The sequence below is a fragment of the Serratia sp. 2880STDY5682894 genome (assembly GCF_001537385.1).
Classification (GTDB): domain Bacteria; phylum Pseudomonadota; class Gammaproteobacteria; order Enterobacterales; family Enterobacteriaceae; genus Serratia; species Serratia nevei.
The window spans coordinates 305297-322740 of sequence record NZ_FCJA01000004.1 but is presented as its reverse complement, the minus strand read 5'-3'; the positions used below and the strand labels follow the sequence as shown (position 1 = coordinate 322740).

Here is a 17444-nt window from a genome sequence, read left to right as displayed (position 1 = left end):
TTTTTACTGCTCCTGATTATTTGGCGTTAGAACGGTAAGTCTCAATCAGTTCGATAAAGTGATCGAACAGCGGCGCGGCATCGTGCGGGCCTGGGCTGGCTTCCGGGTGACCCTGGAAGCTGAACGCCGCTTTGTCGGTGCGGTGAATGCCCTGCACCGTGTGGTCGAACAGCGATTTGTGCGTGACGCGCAGGTTCGCCGGCAGGTTGTTTTCATCGACGGCGAAGCCGTGGTTCTGCGCGGTGATCATCACGGTGTTGTTGTCCAGATCCTTCACCGGGTGGTTGCCGCCGTGGTGGCCGAGCTTCATCTTCATGGTTTTCGCCCCGCTGGCCAGCGCCAGCAGCTGGTGGCCCAGGCAGATGCCGAACACCGGAATGTCGGTTTCCAGGAACTGTTTGATGGCGGCGATGGCGTAGTCGCATGGCTCCGGGTCGCCCGGACCGTTGGACAGGAAGATGCCGTCCGGATTCATTTTCAGCACCTCGTCGGCCGGGGTCTGCGCCGGCACCACGGTCAGGCGGCAGCCGCGATCCACCAGCATGCGCAGGATGTTGCGCTTGGCGCCGTAGTCGTAAGCCACCACGTGGAACGGCAGTTCCGCGGCGGTTTTGGCTTCAGGCAGGTCGCCTTCAAGCGTCCAGCTGCCTTGCTGCCAGCTGTAGGCTTCTTGGGTGGTGACCTCTTTCGCCAGATCCATGCCTTTCAACCCCGGGAAACCTTGCGCCTTGGCCAGGGCCAGCGCGGCGTCCGGCGAGTCGGCGGCGATGACGCAGCCGTTCTGGGCGCCCTTCTCGCGCAGCAGGCGGGTTAATTTACGGGTATCGATATCGGCGATTGCCACGATGTTGTGACGCTTGAGGTAGTCGGACAGGCTTTCTTCGTTGCGGTAGTTGCTGGCGATCAGCGGGAGGTCACGAATGACGAGGCCTTGGGCGTGTACTGCGGAGGATTCTTCGTCGGAAGCGTTGGTGCCGACATTGCCGATATGAGGATAAGTAAGAGTAACGATCTGGCGGGAATAGGAAGGATCAGTGAGGATTTCTTGATAACCGGTCATCGACGTATTGAAGACCACTTCCCCCACTGCCGTTCCCTCTGCCCCGATGGCCCGACCGTGGAATTGGGTTCCGTCTTCCAGAACCAATAGCGCTGACTTTATCAAAACATCCTCCGAGGAATAATCAATCACAATATTTGCATATTAATTCAGATATCGCGATCTAAATCAATGCAAAAACCGTCCGCGAGGCCAATTTTTGGCAAATTGGGCGCATTTTAATGATGAGTGCCAGGCTTGTCTACCCAAACTACCGTTTTTTGTTTTATTTTTGCAGTTCTCACCGCTCATGCGGCTTGAGCGGCGATAAAAACACAGAAAACCGGGGCTGGAAAACGGTTGCGAGGCTGAATGACGAAAAATGGTGCCAGAATGGGCTCCAAAAGACGCTGAAATAAGATCTGGTGGATAAAAACGGGATGATTAGCAAGGTAAACATCAATAAATAACAATCAATGAAATAAAAACACACCAACGCTTCTTTTTTCATGTTAAAAAAAAGGACAATAAAATTATTGTCCGATTATCATAGCATTATGATCAATACAACCACATCACGATGGTATGCAAATTAATTATAATTGGTCCAGATTCAGCACATCACGCATATCAAACAGACCTTTATCCCGGTTATGCAACCAGGCAGCCGCACGCACCGCGCCGCTGGCAAAAGTCATCCGGCTGGAGGCCTTATGGGTAATTTCCACCCGTTCACCGATGTCGGCGAACATAGCGGTGTGCTCGCCGACGATATCGCCGGCGCGAATGGTGGCAAAGCCGATGCTTTTCGGATCGCGTTCGCCGGTATGGCCTTCGCGCGCATAGACCGCGCAGCTTTTCAGGTCGCGCCCCAGCGCGCCGGCGATCGCTTCGCCCATGGCCAGCGCCGTGCCCGACGGCGCATCCACTTTGTGGCGGTGGTGCGCCTCAACGATTTCGATATCGGTATAGTCGCCCATCACCTGCGCGGCCTTCTCCAGCAGTTTCAACACCAGGTTGACGCCGACGCTGAAGTTGGCGGCGAACACGATGCCGATATGCTGCGCCGCATCGCGGATCGCCTGTTTGCCGGCGTCATCGAAGCCGGTAGTGCCAATCACCATCGCCTTGTGGTGCGCCACGCAAAAATCCAGGTAACCCCGGGTGCTTTCCGGGCGGGTGAAGTCGATCAAAATATCGAACTCGTTCGCCACCTTCTCCAGACTGTCGCTCACCTTGACGCCCAGCGCGCCGATGCCCGCCAGTTCGCCGGCGTCGACGCCGACCAGGCTGGAGCCCGGGCGCGACAGCGCCGCCCCCAACACCACGCCTTCCGCCTGCTGCACCGCCTGGATCAATTGACGGCCCATCCGGCCGCCGGCGCCCGCAATCGCAATGCGGATTTGTGAATCACTCATGCTTGCTCTCTTCTTGATTTGACGCCTATCCCATTAGGCTATCGATTCAGGGTAACCGCCCCGCTTCAGCGTCGCCAGAGGATTCATTTCATAATTAGAAAATTATGATATTCCTCCGTTCTCATCAGCGGCGCTGTCGTGAGATTAACATTCAACCGATTTGGCGGCCTGCGACGATTGTACATAATCATGCAGTTTCCATGGCAAAAAAATGCAGAAAAAAGGCGCCGAAAACGGCGCCAGAGGAAGGAAGAACGGCAAGGTCAGGCGGTAATGGCGGCCACTTCGTTGGCGATCGCCGTCAGCGCGTCGTGGCGGGCATAGTCCTCACGCACCAGCGCCGCGCGTTGCCGATAGATCGGCTGTTGCAGAATGCGCGTCGCCGCCGCCAGGATCTGTTCGGCGGTCGGCGTGCTGGTGTGCAGGCTGATGCCGCAGCCGGCGGCCACCACGCGCGCGGCCGCCTCCAGCTTGTCCTCGCCGGTGCCGGCGACGATCAGCGGCACGCCGCTGTCCAGCGCATAGTTGATCGAGCCGTAACCGCCGTTGGTGATCAGCAGCGCCGTCTCCGGCAGCCAGCGTTCGAAGGAGATAAACTCCCGCACTCTGGCATTGCCCGGCAGTGCCTCCATCAGCCCTTCCGTCGCCCGTCCGCCGGTCGTGGCCAGCACTCGCACCGGCAAATGCGCCAGCGCTTGCAGCGTCGGTACGATCAGCTGATGCAAATCGACATTGGCCAGCGTGCCCTGAGACACGATCACCAGCGGCCGATCATCGTCCGCCTCCCACAGCGTCTCTTCCGCCGCCGGCTGGCCGCCGCTGCGCAGCGGGCCGACGAAGCGCACGCCGCTCGGCAGATCGTCACGCTCATATTCCAGCGCCGTGGTAGCCAGCTGCAGGAAACGCTCGCAGCCGCCGATCAGCGCGTCGGTGAATGGGCGATCCAGCGCCCGCCCGCCCGCCTGCACCAGCGCGGTATCGAAGCTCTGCTGTACTTCATCGAGCAGCACGCGCGTTTCTTCATCCACCAGCTGCTCACGGGTCAACGCCTGTGGCAGCAGCGCCAGCGGGATACGCGGGCCATAAAAAATAGCATCGCGCGAAGAATACGACAGCGGCGTAACGCCGATACCGAAGACCGGCGGCCGCTCGGCGGACTGCAGCAGCGGCAGCACGCCGTAGAAGCAGTTCTCCACCATCAGCAGATCGGTCTTTTCGGCGGCGATCGCCGCCCGCAGCTGCCGATCCAGCAGCGGGATCGGTGCGGCGAAGAAATCCTTCAGCGCCAGCGCCATCTGCGCATTGCCCGGCGGCAGCGCGGCGCGCGCCGGAAAGTGCTCTTCCAGGTGGCGATAGTCGAAATCTACCTGCGCGTCGAACGGCACGAAGTTCGCGCCCGCCGCCTCGGCGCGTTCGCGAAACAGCGCGCCGGTCATCACCCGCACCTGATGCCCTTGGGCAATCAGGTGGCGAGCGATGGCTAACATCGGGTAAACGTGCCCCGGAGTGGCGACCGCCGCCATCAGTATCCTTGCCATAATGCTCCTTTACGCTTCTGCGTTGGCCGGCTTCAGCGCCAGATTGGCGCACACCGGGTTGCTCTGAATATGCACGCGCTGCAAATGACGCGCGGAACGGGCGGTAAAGCCCTCACGGCCGTGCAGCAGCGAGAAGTTGTCCGCCACCACCACGTCACCCTGTTGCCATTGGTGAGCATAATAGTGACGCGGATCGTACAGGTGCTGCTGCAGGGTGTGGTGGAACTGTTCCTGCTGCTGTTCCGGCACGCCGTGATATTCCAGCGCATGCTGGTTGAGGAATTTTTTCCCCTCCGTCGGCGGTTCATTGTAGCGCATGATTAACCCCCTGCCGTTCGGGTGCTGCACCACCAGCGGCGAACAGACTTCACCGCCGTAATGCACCACCTGCTTGATGCGGTAGGTGATCGAGACCGACAGCCACTGATCCAGCAGCGCTTCGTCCGCATTGGCCAACAGCCGTGTGGTATCGACGAAGGTGGTGCATCCGCCTTCGTCCTGAGAGGGTGCCGCCACGCAGTGGAACAGCTGGAACTCGGGGATGGTCGGCTTATACATGCCATCCCAATGCAGCGGGACGTAGCTGCTGTCGAAGATATGATCCTTGGCGTCCGGATGTTCCTTCACGTCCAGCACCGCACCGAACGGCCACATCATGATTTCGCCCCACTGTTCGGCATAGCGAGTCAGGACTTCCGCCTCGCTGAAACCGGAGTCGAATCCGCGCAGCACCAGCAAGTGGTGTTCCTGCGCCAGCGCTCGCAGCGCCGCCACCGGCAGCTCGCCGATCTTTTGCCCCGGATGCTGCGGCGTCAGGATCGCGCCGAACGGGGTATTCGGTTGGATATGGCAATTAAGCGGTTGGTTGTTCATCGGTGATTCTCCTTGCATCGAATGTGCTGCTCACACGGCAACGTGCCGTCAAAAACGCGCCCGCCAGGATTTCGGGCGCAAAAGCCTGCGGCGGCCTCAGGCCATCTGTGGCTGCTCGATCAGGTAATGGCTCGGCGTGCCGCGGATCTCCACCAGTTCGCCGTCCAGGCTCTGCGCGTCTTTACGCTTCATCAGCACGAACTGGCCGTTCACGTTCGCCGCCACGCCGTGCCACGGTGTCAGCCAGTCGTCTTTGGTCGGCATCATGTGGATGCCCATTTTCAGGCTATCGACCGGCTGCGGGTGAATCGACAGGCGGATCGCCGCCGGGAAATGTTGCGCCAGCAGGTTGCCCCAGGCCCAGCTGCGTTGGATCACGCCGCAGGCGCGCTGCTTGGCGTCCTTCTGCAGCGCGGCGTTGGAACCGCTGTAGCCCGGCAGCTGGCTGTCTTCATACAGGAAACGCGTGATGGCGCGGTACAGCAAGAGGCCCTGTTCGTCCTGCATCAGCTGTTGCTTGATCGCCTCTTCCGACTCGGCGTAGCCGTCCACCAACAGCCGGCGCAGCAGATCGTAATCGTCGGTATGCTCCGCCAGGCCTTTGACGTCGCCGAGGTTGAACACGCTCAGGTGCGTCGCACCCACTTCATGCAGCAGGCCTTCAATCTCGCGCTGATAGTGGTTGATCGCTTCGTCGCTGACGCGGATCAGATCGCCGAACACGTGGCCGTCGGAGCAGATAACGATATGCGCACCCGGCGGGTAATAGAGTTGAATACGCTGGCACAGCGAGTTGAGGAAGATCAGCGACAGCCGCTCCGCCATGTCCGGCACCGCGCCGATCACCTTGTTGGTGTTGGGCGACTTGGTCGGAAAGGCCGGCAGCACGAATTCGATGCGCTGCTCGTTTTCAATGAATGCCCGAATGCGTGGCAATTGCACCTGAGTGACCCGTTGTTCTTCTTCGGCAATTGAGGTGTCGCCACCGGGGAAACGGCGGCGGTATTGCAATAATTCACGTAGGATTTTTAACGCTATTTCATCTTTCTGAACGCTGTCCACAATGTGCTCCTGTTGCGATGCGGCGCGGGTGTATTATTGAAAAGCGCAATAAGATTTATCAAAAAGAGAAAAAACCTCTGCGAGATAATAATTAGCCCGGCGTTTATATGCTTCAGGCAATATAGAAGAGATGGTGCTATATTATTAGCCCGTATAATTCACAATCTTGGTTAAGTTGTGCTTAACAAACTATGAGCAATATTTTAAAACGCATGGCCATTTTCTCAAAAGTGGTCGATTGCGGCGCATTCAGCATGGCGGCAAAAGAATTGGGCATGACGACCTCGGCCGTCAGCCAACATATTCGCCAGTTGGAGGAACATCTGGGCATTCAATTACTGTTGCGGTCGACGCGTTCATTGAGTCTGACCGAAGCCGGATTGTGCTTTTATGAAGATTGCCTGCTGATGATCCACGCCGCCGAACGCGGCCAACAACGGATCGCCGCGCTGCGTGGCGAACTGGTGGGTGAACTACGCGTCGCCACCTCGACCGAATTCGCCACCCACTATCTGGTGCCGGCGCTGCAGAGCTTCCTCGACGAGCACCCGCGGCTCACGCTGCGGCTGGAAATCCACGATGAGAAGATAGACCTCATCACGCAACGCATCGATCTGGCGATACGCGGCGGCGTGCTGGCCGACTCCAGCTACGTTTCCACCCGGCTGGCGCGCTGCCGCGAAGTGCTGTGCGCCTCGCCGGCCTACCTGGCGCACCACGGCGTGCCGGATTCGCCGCAGGCGCTGACGCATCACCACTGGGTGACCTTTACACCGCTCGGCAACCCGCAGTTTGTTCGTCTGATCCATCGCGACGGCGGTGAACACCGCATGCGCATGACCGGGCGCTTGTTCACCAACAGCGGTATGGCGATGAAGGAGTTGGCGCTGACCGGCAAGGGTATCATTCGCAATTTCTTCGCCAACGTTGAGCGTGAGTTGCTCAGCGGCGAGCTGATTGAAATATTGCCCGACTGGCGATTACCGGAAATAAATTGCTATGCCATTATGCCGCGTCGGGAGATTCAGCCATTAAAAGTCCGACGATTGCTGGAGCATATGAAGCTCTATTTAAAGGAGAAAGGATTAAACGCCTTAGAACATATTCGGCAGGAATAAAATAAGAAACATCTGCAACACCCATTATTGTAATTATTGTAATCACCTTGCCAACGCCAGGCCTTATTTAGATTGCAGACTAATGATACCTTGATTAATGACTTTTCGTCAGCTTATATAATTAATGACACCGACGCTATTTCAAATACTCAGAATAAATTTGACTTTAGTTAGCAGAAAATTTGAATATGCGCAGCGTTTTATTTTCAATGCCATGCGAATGCCCAAAAAAAACGGGAAGCCTGGGCTCCCCGTTGTCATCCGCCGGCGCCTGTCAGTCTATCTGACGAACGTCCACGCGCAGCTCTTTCGGCACTTCGAACACGATGTTCTCTTCACGCCCGCTGATTTCATGCACGTCCATACCGCCCAGCGCTTTCAGGCGAGAGATCACCTCCTGCACCAGCACGTCCGGCGCTGAGGCACCGGCGGTAACGCCGATATGGCGCGCCCCGCTCAGCCAGCTCTCCTGAATATCCGCCGCCGAATCGATAAGATAAGCCGGTTTGCCGACGCGCTGCGCCAGTTCCGCCAGTCGGTTGGAGTTGGAGGAGTTTTTTGACCCCACCACCAGCACCACGTCCGCATCGCCGGCCAGGTTACGCACCGCTTCCTGACGGTTGGTGGTGGCGTAGCAAATGTCATCCTTGCGCGGGCCGATAATGCTCGGGAAACGCTGGCGCAGGGCGTCGATCACGTCCGAGGTATCATCTACCGACAGCGTGGTCTGCGTCATGAAGCACAGGTTGCTTTCATCTTTCACCTGCAGCTTCCACACGTCTTCCGGCGACTCGACCAGGTACATGCCGCCCTGCGGGTTGCTGTACTGGCCCATGGTGCCTTCCACTTCCGGGTGCCCGGCGTGGCCAATCAGAATCGCTTCGGTGCCGCGGCGGCTGGCGCGCGCCACTTCCATATGCACCTTGGTCACCAGCGGGCAAGTGGCGTCGAACAGCATGGTCAGATCGCGCGCCTTGGCTTCGGCGCGCACCGCCTGAGAAACGCCGTGCGCCGAGAAGATCAGGATAGAGCCGTCCGGCACTTCCGCGATCTCTTCGATAAACACCGCGCCGCGCTCACGCAGGCTGTCGACCACGTAGCGGTTGTGCACCACTTCATGCCGCACGTAGATCGGTGCGCCATACAGTTCCAGCGCGCGTTCCACGATGCTGATCGCACGATCAACCCCGGCGCAGAAGCCGCGCGGGTTAGCCAGCAATATTTGCATGCATCTCCTCCTGCTGCGGATCGATCTCCAGCACTTCGATATCGAAGGTCACCGGATGGCCCGCCAGCGGATGGTTGAAATCGACGGTGATCGAATCTTCCGCCACCGCGCGCACCACGCCCGGCATTTCACTGCCGTCGATGGCGGTAAACAGCATGATGGTGCCCACGTCCGGCACGCCGGTTTCCGCGAAGTCGCGGCGCGAGAAGAACTGGACCAGATCCGGGTTCTCCGCGCCGAACGCCGCTTCCGGCTGCAGGGTAAAGGCGCATTTGTCGCCCGCGCGCAGGCCAAGCAGCTGCGCTTCCAGCGGTGCCGACAGGCTGCCGTCACCCAGGCGGAACAGCGCCGGCTTGCCGCTGCTGCGGGTGGATTCGGCGGTCGAACCGTCTTCCAGTTTCAGCGTAAAGTGAACCAGCACCGCGCTGTCACTGATAACCTGAGCCGTCATATTACTCACCTTTACTCTTTGCGTCTTTGTTCGCCGGCGACAGGAAACCTTCCAGCACGATCATCGCCGCGCCCACGCAGATGAAGCTGTCCGCCAGATTGAAGGTCGGGTAGTGCCAGTCACCGACGTAGAAGTCGATGAAATCGACCACGAAACCGTGCCACAGGCGATCGAACAGATTGCCCAACGCCCCGCCGATAATAAAGGCGTAGGCGATGTTGTTCAGCTTCTGCTGCGCGGTGCTGCGGTACATCATCACCAGCAGCACCGCAACGATGGCGATGGCGATGCCGGCGAAGAACCAGCGCTGCCAGCCGCCATGGTCGGCCAGGAAGCTGAACGCAGCGCCGTAGTTGCGCGCGTAAAACAGGTTGAACGACGGGATCAACGGCTGGGACTGGCCCAGCGTAAAGTTAGCGAGGATCCACTGCTTGCTGCCAAAATCCAGCGCCAGCACCGCCACCACAACCCACAGCCAACGCAGGCCGGTCGAACAAATTGATTTACTCATCAGGCGCGAGTTCTCAGGCAAAGTTACGCTTCTCGCCGTCACCGGCGACGTTGCTCACACAGCGGCCGCAGATGTCTGCGTGTTCCGCCACCAGGCCGATATCGGTGGTGTAATGCCAGCAGCGCGGGCACTTCTCACCCGGTGCCGTGCTGAAGGCGATCTTCAGCCCTTTCAGCAGCTCGGAAGCCTGCGCGTCGGCCGGCGCATCCGCCAATGGCGCAACGCTTGCCGCAGAGGTCAGCAGCACGAAGCGCAGCTCATCCTGCAGGCTGTTCAGGCGCGCCGCCAGCTCGCTGTCGGCATACAGCGTTACCGCCGCTTCCAGCGAGCCGCCGAGGCGTTTGTCGGCACGCGCCTGCTCCAGCACCTTGTTCACTTCGCCGCGCACTTTCAGCAGCTCGGCCCAGAAAGCGTCGTTCATCGGCTCGCCTTCCGCCAGCCCGAACAGGCCGTCGTACCACTCTTCGGTAAACACGTACTGCGCGCGTTTGCCCGGCATGAAGCCCCAGATCTCGTCCGCAGTGAACGACATGATCGGCGCCATCCAGCGCACCAGCGCTTCCACGATGTGATACAGCGCGGTCTGGCAGCTGCGGCGGGCGACGCTGTCGCTCTTCGCGGTGTACTGACGATCCTTGATGATATCCAGATAGAAGGAGCCCATCTCGACCGAGCAGAACTGCATCAGACGCTGCACCACTTCGTGGAAATCATAGTTAGCGTAAGCCTGCTCGATATCCTGCTGCGCCGCCAGCGCACGGCCGACCGCCCAGCGATCCAGCACCACCATGTCTTCCGGCGCCACGCAATCGGTGCTCGGCTCGAACCCGTTCAGGTTGGCCAGCAGGAAGCGCGCGGTGTTGCGGATGCGGCGATAAGAGTCTGCGGAGCGCTTGAGGATCTCGTCGGAGACCGCGATTTCGCCGGTGTAATCGGTCGATGCCACCCACAGACGCAGAATGTCGCCGCCCAGCTTGTTCATCACGTCCTGCGGGCTGACGGTGTTGCCGATCGACTTGGACATCTTGCGGCCCTGGCCGTCGACGGTGAAGCCGTGGGTCAGCACTTCTTTATAAGGCGCCTTGCCTTTCATCGCGGTGGAGATCATCAGCGATGACATGAACCAGCCGCGGTGTTGGTCGGAGCCTTCCAGATACATGTCGGCGCTGTGTCCCTGGAACTCAGGGCGCACGTCGACCACCGAAGCGTGGGTGGAACCGGAGTCGAACCACACGTCCAGCGTATCCGGCACTTTCACGTAGTCGGCGGCTTCCGCGCCGAGGATATCGGCCGCGTCCAGATCCCACCAGGCCTGAATGCCGTCTTGCTCGACGCGCTTGGCCACTTCTTCCATCAGCTCAACGGTGCGCGGGTGCAGCTGCTCGGTTTCTTTGTGCACGAACAGCGACATCGGCACGCCCCAGGTGCGCTGACGCGAGATGCACCAGTCCGGGCGGTTGGCCACCATCATTTCGATGCGCGCCTGGCCCCAATCCGGGATCCACTGCACGCCTTTGATCTCTTCCAGCGACTGCTGACGCAGGCCTTTCTGATCCATGCTGACGAACCATTGCGGCGTGGCGCGGAAGATGATCGGCGTCTTGTGGCGCCAGCAGCACGGATAGCTGTGCAGGAACTTCTCGACGTGCAGCAGCGCGCCTTTCTCACGCAGCAGGTCGACGATCAGATCGTTGGCCTTGAAGACGAACTTGCCGTCCAGCAGCGGGTGAGTGCCGGTCAGGTAGCAGCCGTTCGGCCCTACCGGGTTGGCGATCTCCAGACCGTATTTTTGGCTGATGACGAAGTCATCCGGGCCATGACCGCCTGCGGTATGCACCGCACCGGTACCGGCGTCCAGCGTCACGTGCTCGCCGAGGATCGCCGGCACGTCGAAGTCCATGAACGGGTGTTTGAAGCGCAGCAGCTCCAGATCGGCGCCTTTGCAGTTGCCCAGCACCGTCCATTCGGTGATGCCGGCGCGTTTCATCACGCTTTCCACCAGCTCGGCCGCCAGGATCAGGCACTGGCCGTCAACCTGCACCAGCTGATAGGTGAAGTCCGGATGCAGCGAGATCGCGCGGTTGGCCGGCAGGGTCCACGGGGTGGTGGTCCAGATAACCAGGGAGATAGTCCCGTTGAAGTGGCTCACGCCGAACTTGGCCGCCACGGCAGCCGCGTCGGCCGCATGGAAGGTCACGTCGATCGACGGCGAAGTCTTGTCGTAGTACTCCACTTCCGCTTCCGCCAGCGACGATCCGCAGTCGGTGCACCAGTGAACCGGCTTGGCGCCTTTCAGCAGGTGGCCGTTGCTGATGATCTTGCCCAGCGCGCGGATGATGTTGGCTTCGGTTTTGAAGTCCATGGTCAGGTATGGGCGATCCCAGTCGCCCAGCACGCCCAGGCGGATGAAGTCCTTCTTCTGGCCTTCAACCTGCTCGGCCGCGTACTCGCGGCACTTCTGGCGGAACTCGGCCGCCGTCAGCTTCTCGCCCGGTTTGCCGTACAGCTGTTCAACCTTCAGTTCGATAGGCAGGCCGTGGCAGTCCCAACCCGGCACATAAGGCGAGTCGAAGCCGGCCATCCCTTTCGACTTGATGATAATGTCTTTGAGAATCTTGTTAACCGAGTGACCAATGTGAATGCTGCCGTTCGCATACGGAGGGCCGTCATGCAAAATGAAGGTTTTTTTGCCCTTTTTGGCAGTACGAATAATCCCGTACAGATCCTGTTCATACCAACGTTGCAGCATGCCAGGTTCGCGCTTGGCGAGGTCGCCGCGCATCGGGAACCCTGTTTCCGGCAAGTTCAGGGTATTCTTGTAGTCACTCATTAGATTCTCGGTTCCGTTTTCGGCTATAGAGATTAAACCGGTGTCTGTAGCCCGAAGAACTTCCGGGCCGTCACCACATCATTGGCGATTTGCTGCTTCAGGGCATCGAGCGAAGCAAACCGTTGTTCATTGCGCAATTTTGCGCGGAGCACCACCTCAATATGGCGCCCGTAAAGATCCATTGTGACATCCAGCAGATGCACTTCCAGCTGCTGGCGCACGCCGGCGACGGTCGGGCGCGTACCGATATTGGCCACGCCCGGCAGCGGCTGCGGCCCCAGGCCGTACACTTCTACCGCATACACCCCTTTCACCGGCGCCACCAGGCGCTTGAGCGGCAGGTTGGCGGTCGGGAAGCCGATGGTGCGGCCCAGCTCGTCGCCGTGCACCACGCGCCCGGAAATGCTGTATGGGTGGCCCAGCAGTGTCTCCGCCAGCGGCAGATCGTCCTCGCTCAGCGCGGTGCGGATCGCGGTGCTGCTGATGCGCCGCTCGCCTTCGCGGAAGGTCGGGGTGCTGACCACCTCGAAGCCGTACTCTTTTCCGGCCTGCTGCAATAGCGGAAAATCGCCCTGACGCCCGGCGCCAAAGCGAAAATCATCCCCCACCATCAGGAATTTGACGCCCAGTTTTTCCACCAGCAGCTCGGCGACGAACGCCTGCGCGGTGTTGGCGGCAAAACGCGGATCGAACTTGACGCACAGCAGGTAATCGACGCCCGCCTGCGCCAGGTAGTTGGCCTTGTCGCGCAGGCGCGTCAAGCGGGCCGGCGCCTTGTCTGCGGCGAACATCTCCAGCGGCTGCGGCTCAAAGATCATGACCATCACCGGCAGCCCGAGGCGTTGCCCTTGTTGCTTCAACTGCTCCAGCAGCGCCTGATGACCGCGGTGTACGCCGTCAAAGTTGCCGATGGTGAGCACGCAACCATGGTGGCGCGCCCGGATATTGTGAATGCCGCGAATTAGCTCCATAGCTGGCTCAAAACAGTGGAAATCGGCGGATTATACCTTGTACAGCCGGTAAGGTTAACCCGCGATTGGTGCCTTTATGTAATAGACATACCATACCGGAGATAATCTGCGCGTGAAACGGCTTCGCCGCAGTTTATCCGGCACTGCCGGGCCGATTCTCGACCACGGCCAACGGCTTGCGTCCGCCGCGGCAAAACATTGGCGAATTTTCTCGCGAAACACTGTATTCCCAAGAGCGAAGCTGGTAAAATCCTGCGCCATCACAACGTAGCGAGTGCCGCCTGTACAAACGGCGCTTATTTGCACAAATCCATTGACAAACGAAGGCTAAAAGGGCATATTCCTCGGCCTTTGAATTGTCCTCAATAGAATATATTTGGGAGTTGGACCTTGGCTAATATCAAATCAGCTAAGAAACGCGCCGTACAGTCTGAGAAACGCCGCAAGCATAACGCTAGCCGTCGCTCAATGGTGCGTACCTTCATCAAGAAGGTAGACGCAGCTATCGCAGCTGGCGACAAAGAAGCAGCACAAACTGCATTCCTGGTAATGCAGCCACTGGTGGACCGTCAGGCAGCTAAAGGCCTGATCCACAAAAACAAAGCAGCGCGTCATAAGTCAAACCTGACTGCACGCATCAACGCAATGCAATAAGCATTTCGTTATCTGCTTGATAAAAAAACCGGCTCAGGCCGGTTTTTTTACGCCCTGCGTTCAGTGAACCACTAGCAGGAAAACAGCGCCGAGAAGTCTTTGTTGCACACGCGCTGCACCGCCGGATGCTGGATCATGCGCTCGGCGAAGATGATGTAATACTCCTCCTGCACGCTGTCGATGCGCCCAATCTCCACCACGTTGTCATCGTTATAGGTATCCTGCGCATACAGCGTCGGCGCCACGAAAATCGCATTGTGATACATGCCGAAGGCCTTCATCAGCGCCGCATCGTCGAACTCCCCCAGGATCTCCACCTGAATGCCCTGCGTATTGAACCAGTTGAGCAGCTTGCGCCCCAGCATCGAGCGGCGGCCGGGGATCAGCAGCTTGCGCTGCTCCAGGCAGGCCGGGAACGGCAACTCCGGCGCCGGCTGGCGGCAGAAGAAGCTGATGCCGCACTCGCCCAGCTTCAGCGAGAACAGCCCTTCCTGCTGGCTGGAATCCACCGGGCAATCCGACAGGATCATATCCAGCTTGTGCTGGCTGAGCTGCTCCAACAGCATCTCGTGCGTCGATTCAAAACAGCGCAGGTGGATCTGTTCGTTATCCACCACTACCGCCGTTTCCAACACCTGGCTGACCAGGCGCTTCGACAGCGCGTCCGCCACGCCAACGTCGAACAGCAGGTTCGACTCTTTGCGGTAGTTGACGATATCCAGCATTTCCTGGCTGAGCATAAACATCTTGTCGGCATAGCGGAACACCAGCTGCCCCAGCTCCGAAGGTACCAACCCGCGCCCCTGGCGTTTGAACAGCTTGCCGTCCAACCGCTCCTCCAGCGCTTTGATCTGGCCGGTGATGGTCTGCGGCGTCAAAAACAACGCTTCGGCGGCACCGACCACGGAACCGGCCTTGCAGACCTGCCAGAAATAATAAAGGTGATTAAAGTTGATATGCGACATCCTCACGAGCGGCTCTCCTTAACAACGTTTCGCAGCGGCAAACGGTGTGCCGTGACGAGCGACAAACTTCCTTTCCCTGCTTCAGACAACGTATAGCCCCATTAGTCCCAACGAAGAACGGCCGAAGCTGCACATATTTTATACCGCGCAGCTCCGACCAGCCATTTTATTGTGTGCCCTTATCGGGCACACGCAGGATTAACGCACCCGCGGCAACGCCAGACGCAGCAACCCATACCCTACCACCGCCGCCGCAGTGGAGCCCAGCAGGATCCCCAGGCGGGAATAGGTGCTGAGTGCCGCATCCGCATCGCCAAACGCCAGCGAGGCGATGAAAATCGACATGGTGAAACCAATACCACAGAGCACCGAAACGGCAAACACCTGTTTGAAACCGATCCCCTCAGGCAAGCGGGCGATGCCCATTTTCACCGCCAGCAGGCTGAAGAGGAAAATCCCCAGCGGCTTGCCGATAAACAGCCCGGCCGCAATCCCGACCGGCAGCAGCGACGTCAATCCTTCCAGCGATACGCCCTGCAAAGAAACCCCGGCGTTGGCGAATGCGAACAGCGGCAGGATCATAAACGCGACCCAAGGGTGCAGCTCATGCTCCAGCGTTTCCGACGGCGACGGCCCCTTCTTCACGTTCAGCGGGATCATAAAGCCGACGATCACCCCGGCCAGCGTCGCGTGTACCCCGGACTTGAGGATCGCGACCCACAACACCAGGCCGACCATCATGTACAGCGAGGTTTTACCCACGCCACGCCAGTTCATCACCGCCAGCAGCACCGTCGCCGCCGCCGCCACGCCCAGCGCCACCATCGACACTTCATGGGTGTAGAACAGCGCGATGATGATAATCACGCCCAGGTCATCGATGATCGCCAACGCCAGCAGGAACACTTTCAGGCTGGTCGGTACGCGGTTGCCCAGCAGCGCCATTACGCCCAGCGCGAAGGCGATATCGGTCGCGGCCGGGATCGCCCAGCCCTGGCGGGTGACTTCATCCGCGCCGTTGAACAGCAGGTAAATCAGCGCCGGCGCCAGCATACCGCCCAGCGCGGCGATCGCCGGAAACACCGCCTTGTCACGCCCGGACAGCGAGCCCTGCATCAGCTCGCGCTTAACCTCGAGCCCCACCACCAGGAAGAAGATGGCCATCAGGCCGTCGTTGATCCACAGCAGCAGCGGCTTGGCGATCTCCAGCGAAGCAATTTTTACCATCACCGGCAGGTTGAGGAATGCCTGATAGATCCCCTGCGCCGGGGTGTTGGCCATGATCAGGGCGACGATCGCCGCCGCGATCAGAATGATGCCGCCCGCGGCTTCCTGACGTAAAAATTGACGAATGATGTTGGTCACAATACGTCTCTCCAAATCCGTGCAGGGCGTAGCGCCCTGCGAACCACAGTCATGAAGTGAGTATAGAGGGCGTTTTAGTTCGAAAAAATAAGTTTATAAATGCTAAATAACTCGATAAAACCGATTAAAAGCACGAATAAGTCACATTATTTATAGGGAATTAGGGGTGCAACATGCAAATAAAAACCCCGGGACAGACGCCCGGGGTTCTAATATAACCCAGCAGAAACAGCAGGTTAACGAGTCAGGTCGTCAAAGAACTTTTTCACCCCGTCGAAGAAGCTCTTCGAACGCGGGCTGTTCTTGTCACCGGACGGGCCGCCCAGGCTCTCTTCCAGTTCGCGCAGCAATTGCTTCTGCTTGTCGTTCAGATTGACCGGGGTTTCCACTACTACGCGGCACAGCAGGTCGCCCTGGCTGCCACCACGCACCGATTTCACACCCTTGCCGCGCATGCGGAACAGTTTGCCGGTTTGGGTCTCCGAAGGCACCTTCAGTTTCACCCGGCCGTCCAGCGTCGGCACTTCAATCTCGCCGCCCAGCGCCGCCATGGCGAAGTTGATCGGCACTTCACAGTACAGGTTGTTGCCTTCGCGCTCGAAGATCGGGTGCGCCTTCACCTGCACCTGAACGTACAGATCGCCCGCCGGTGCGCCGTGCTCGCCGGCTTCGCCTTCACCCGCCAGGCGGATGCGGTCACCGGTATCGACGCCGGCCGGAATTTTCACCGACAGCGTTTTGGATTTTTCTACCCGGCCGTGGCCGTGGCACTTGTTGCACGGATCTTTGATGATCTGACCGCGGCCATGGCAGTGCGGACACGCCTGCTGCACGGTGAAGAAGCCCTGACGCATCTGCACCTGGCCCTGGCCGTGACAGGTTGGGCAGGTTACCGGCGAGCTGCCCGGCTTGGCGCCGCTGCCGTGGCAGACGTCGCACTCTTCCAGCGTCGGGATGCGGATCTCTTTGGTGACGCCACGTACCGCTTCCTCGAGGGTCAGCTCCATGTTATAGCGCAGATCGGAACCGCGGCTGGCGCGCTGACGGCGGCCTCCGCCGAAGATGTCGCCAAACACGTCGCCAAAGATATCGCTGAAGTCGGCACCGCCGCCAAAGCCGCCGCCGCCCATGCCGCCCTGTTCAAATGCCGCGTGCCCGTACTGATCGTAGGCCGCGCGTTTCTGGTCGTCGGTCAGGACTTCGTAAGCTTCTTTAACTTCTTTAAACTTGGTTTCGGCGTCTTGTTCCTGGTTGCGGTCAGGATGGTATTTCATCGCCAGGCGTTTGTACGCCTTTTTGATCTCACGTTCATCCGCCGTCTTGCTGACGCCGAGAATCTCGTAATAGTCTTTCTTCGCCATTCTTTCGCTTACCCTTAACATGCGTGCACGGGCGCAGAGTTGCCTCGACGCCCGTGCTGG

Annotated in this window: 15 protein-coding genes; 2 read left to right on the top strand and 13 right to left on the bottom strand. The window is 59.2% G+C overall.

Going from position 1 to position 17444, the window contains the following annotated elements; genetic code table 11:
- Positions 1–16: 16 nt before the first annotated feature.
- From carA to pvcA, 5 genes are all read right to left on the bottom strand, one after another.
- Positions 17–1165: a glutamine-hydrolyzing carbamoyl-phosphate synthase small subunit gene (gene carA / locus AWX27_RS12130; protein WP_072265406.1), complete on the bottom strand. Its 1149-nt coding sequence runs from the start codon at positions 1163–1165 to the stop codon at positions 17–19.
- A gap of 470 nt (positions 1166–1635) precedes the next feature.
- Positions 1636–2457 carry a 4-hydroxy-tetrahydrodipicolinate reductase gene (gene dapB, locus AWX27_RS12125; protein WP_060422408.1) on the bottom strand — a complete coding sequence of 274 codons (822 nt, stop codon included), beginning with the start codon at positions 2455–2457 and terminating at the stop codon, positions 1636–1638.
- 263 nt (positions 2458–2720) lie between these two features.
- Entirely contained in the window at positions 2721–3980 is a 1260-nt protein-coding gene (locus AWX27_RS12120; protein ID WP_060422405.1) for a glycosyltransferase, read from the bottom strand.
- Between the two features lie 24 nt (positions 3981–4004).
- Positions 4005–4868 (bottom strand): TauD/TfdA dioxygenase family protein, encoded by an 864-nt coding sequence (locus AWX27_RS12115; protein WP_049272798.1) that lies wholly within the window; start codon positions 4866–4868, stop codon positions 4005–4007.
- A gap of 96 nt (positions 4869–4964) precedes the next feature.
- Positions 4965–5930, bottom strand: a complete 966-nt coding sequence (gene pvcA, locus AWX27_RS12110) for an L-tyrosine isonitrile synthase (RefSeq protein ID WP_060422401.1) — start codon at positions 5928–5930, stop codon at positions 4965–4967.
- Between the two features lie 191 nt (positions 5931–6121).
- Here pvcA and AWX27_RS12105 point away from each other — a divergent pair, with 191 nt between their 5' ends.
- A complete protein-coding gene (locus AWX27_RS12105; RefSeq protein WP_060422398.1) occupies positions 6122–7048 on the top strand; it encodes a LysR family transcriptional regulator in 927 nt (308 codons plus the stop codon).
- Positions 7049–7322: 274 nt separating this feature from the next.
- Here AWX27_RS12105 and ispH read toward each other — a convergent pair whose 3' ends face one another.
- The 5 genes from ispH to ribF are packed head-to-tail and all read right to left on the bottom strand — an operon-like array spanning position 7323 to position 13039.
- Complete coding sequence (gene ispH / locus AWX27_RS12100; RefSeq protein WP_038873368.1) at positions 7323–8276, bottom strand: 4-hydroxy-3-methylbut-2-enyl diphosphate reductase; 954 nt, start codon at positions 8274–8276, stop codon at positions 7323–7325.
- Positions 8257–8727 carry an FKBP-type peptidyl-prolyl cis-trans isomerase gene (fkpB, locus tag AWX27_RS12095; RefSeq protein ID WP_033637057.1) on the bottom strand — a complete coding sequence of 157 codons (471 nt, stop codon included), beginning with the start codon at positions 8725–8727 and terminating at the stop codon, positions 8257–8259. Before fkpB ends, ispH begins: the two co-directional genes overlap by 20 nt.
- Before the next feature lies 1 nt (position 8728).
- Entirely contained in the window at positions 8729–9238 is a 510-nt protein-coding gene (gene lspA, locus AWX27_RS12090) for a signal peptidase II (protein ID WP_038873364.1), read from the bottom strand.
- Positions 9239–9251: 13 nt separating this feature from the next.
- Entirely contained in the window at positions 9252–12068 is a 2817-nt protein-coding gene (gene ileS / locus AWX27_RS12085; protein WP_060422395.1) for an isoleucine--tRNA ligase, read from the bottom strand.
- Between the two features lie 32 nt (positions 12069–12100).
- Positions 12101–13039 carry a bifunctional riboflavin kinase/FAD synthetase gene (ribF, locus tag AWX27_RS12080; protein ID WP_033637054.1) on the bottom strand — a complete coding sequence of 313 codons (939 nt, stop codon included), beginning with the start codon at positions 13037–13039 and terminating at the stop codon, positions 12101–12103.
- Positions 13040–13429: 390 nt separating this feature from the next.
- Between ribF and rpsT the strand changes: the two genes are divergently transcribed.
- Positions 13430–13693 carry a 30S ribosomal protein S20 gene (gene rpsT, locus AWX27_RS12075; protein ID WP_033637053.1) on the top strand — a complete coding sequence of 88 codons (264 nt, stop codon included), beginning with the start codon at positions 13430–13432 and terminating at the stop codon, positions 13691–13693.
- A gap of 71 nt (positions 13694–13764) precedes the next feature.
- On the opposite strand, the gene nhaR is transcribed toward rpsT, so the two are convergent.
- The 3 genes from nhaR to dnaJ form a co-directional block, all read right to left on the bottom strand.
- Positions 13765–14664: a transcriptional activator NhaR gene (gene nhaR, locus AWX27_RS12070; protein ID WP_004932962.1), complete on the bottom strand. Its 900-nt coding sequence runs from the start codon at positions 14662–14664 to the stop codon at positions 13765–13767.
- Positions 14665–14856: 192 nt separating this feature from the next.
- On the bottom strand, positions 14857–16023 hold the full coding sequence (gene nhaA / locus AWX27_RS12065) for a Na+/H+ antiporter NhaA (RefSeq protein WP_033649145.1): 1167 nt from the start codon (positions 16021–16023) through the stop codon (positions 14857–14859).
- 236 nt (positions 16024–16259) lie between these two features.
- Positions 16260–17384, bottom strand: a complete 1125-nt coding sequence (gene dnaJ / locus AWX27_RS12060) for a molecular chaperone DnaJ (protein ID WP_004932969.1) — start codon at positions 17382–17384, stop codon at positions 16260–16262.
- Positions 17385–17444: the final 60 nt, after the last annotated feature.

What these genes read in the sequence shown, in the direction of transcription:
- AWX27_RS12120 (WP_060422405.1), bottom strand. Translation starts at nt 3,980, where the DNA reads ATGGCGGCGGTCGCCACTCCGGGGCACGTTTACCCGATGTTAGCCATC.
- ispH (WP_038873368.1), bottom strand. Translation starts at nt 8,276, where the DNA reads ATGCAAATATTGCTGGCTAACCCGCGCGGCTTCTGCGCCGGGGTTGAT.
- ileS (WP_060422395.1), bottom strand. Translation starts at nt 12,068, where the DNA reads ATGAGTGACTACAAGAATACCCTGAACTTGCCGGAAACAGGGTTCCCG.
- dnaJ (WP_004932969.1), bottom strand. Translation starts at nt 17,384, where the DNA reads ATGGCGAAGAAAGACTATTACGAGATTCTCGGCGTCAGCAAGACGGCG.
- AWX27_RS12115 (WP_049272798.1), bottom strand. Translation starts at nt 4,868, where the DNA reads ATGAACAACCAACCGCTTAATTGCCATATCCAACCGAATACCCCGTTC.
- ribF (WP_033637054.1), bottom strand. Translation starts at nt 13,039, where the DNA reads ATGGAGCTAATTCGCGGCATTCACAATATCCGGGCGCGCCACCATGGT.
- dapB (WP_060422408.1), bottom strand. Translation starts at nt 2,457, where the DNA reads ATGAGTGATTCACAAATCCGCATTGCGATTGCGGGCGCCGGCGGCCGG.
- fkpB (WP_033637057.1), bottom strand. Translation starts at nt 8,727, where the DNA reads ATGACGGCTCAGGTTATCAGTGACAGCGCGGTGCTGGTTCACTTTACG.
- lspA (WP_038873364.1), bottom strand. Translation starts at nt 9,238, where the DNA reads ATGAGTAAATCAATTTGTTCGACCGGCCTGCGTTGGCTGTGGGTTGTG.
- AWX27_RS12105 (WP_060422398.1), top strand. Translation starts at nt 6,122, where the DNA reads ATGAGCAATATTTTAAAACGCATGGCCATTTTCTCAAAAGTGGTCGAT.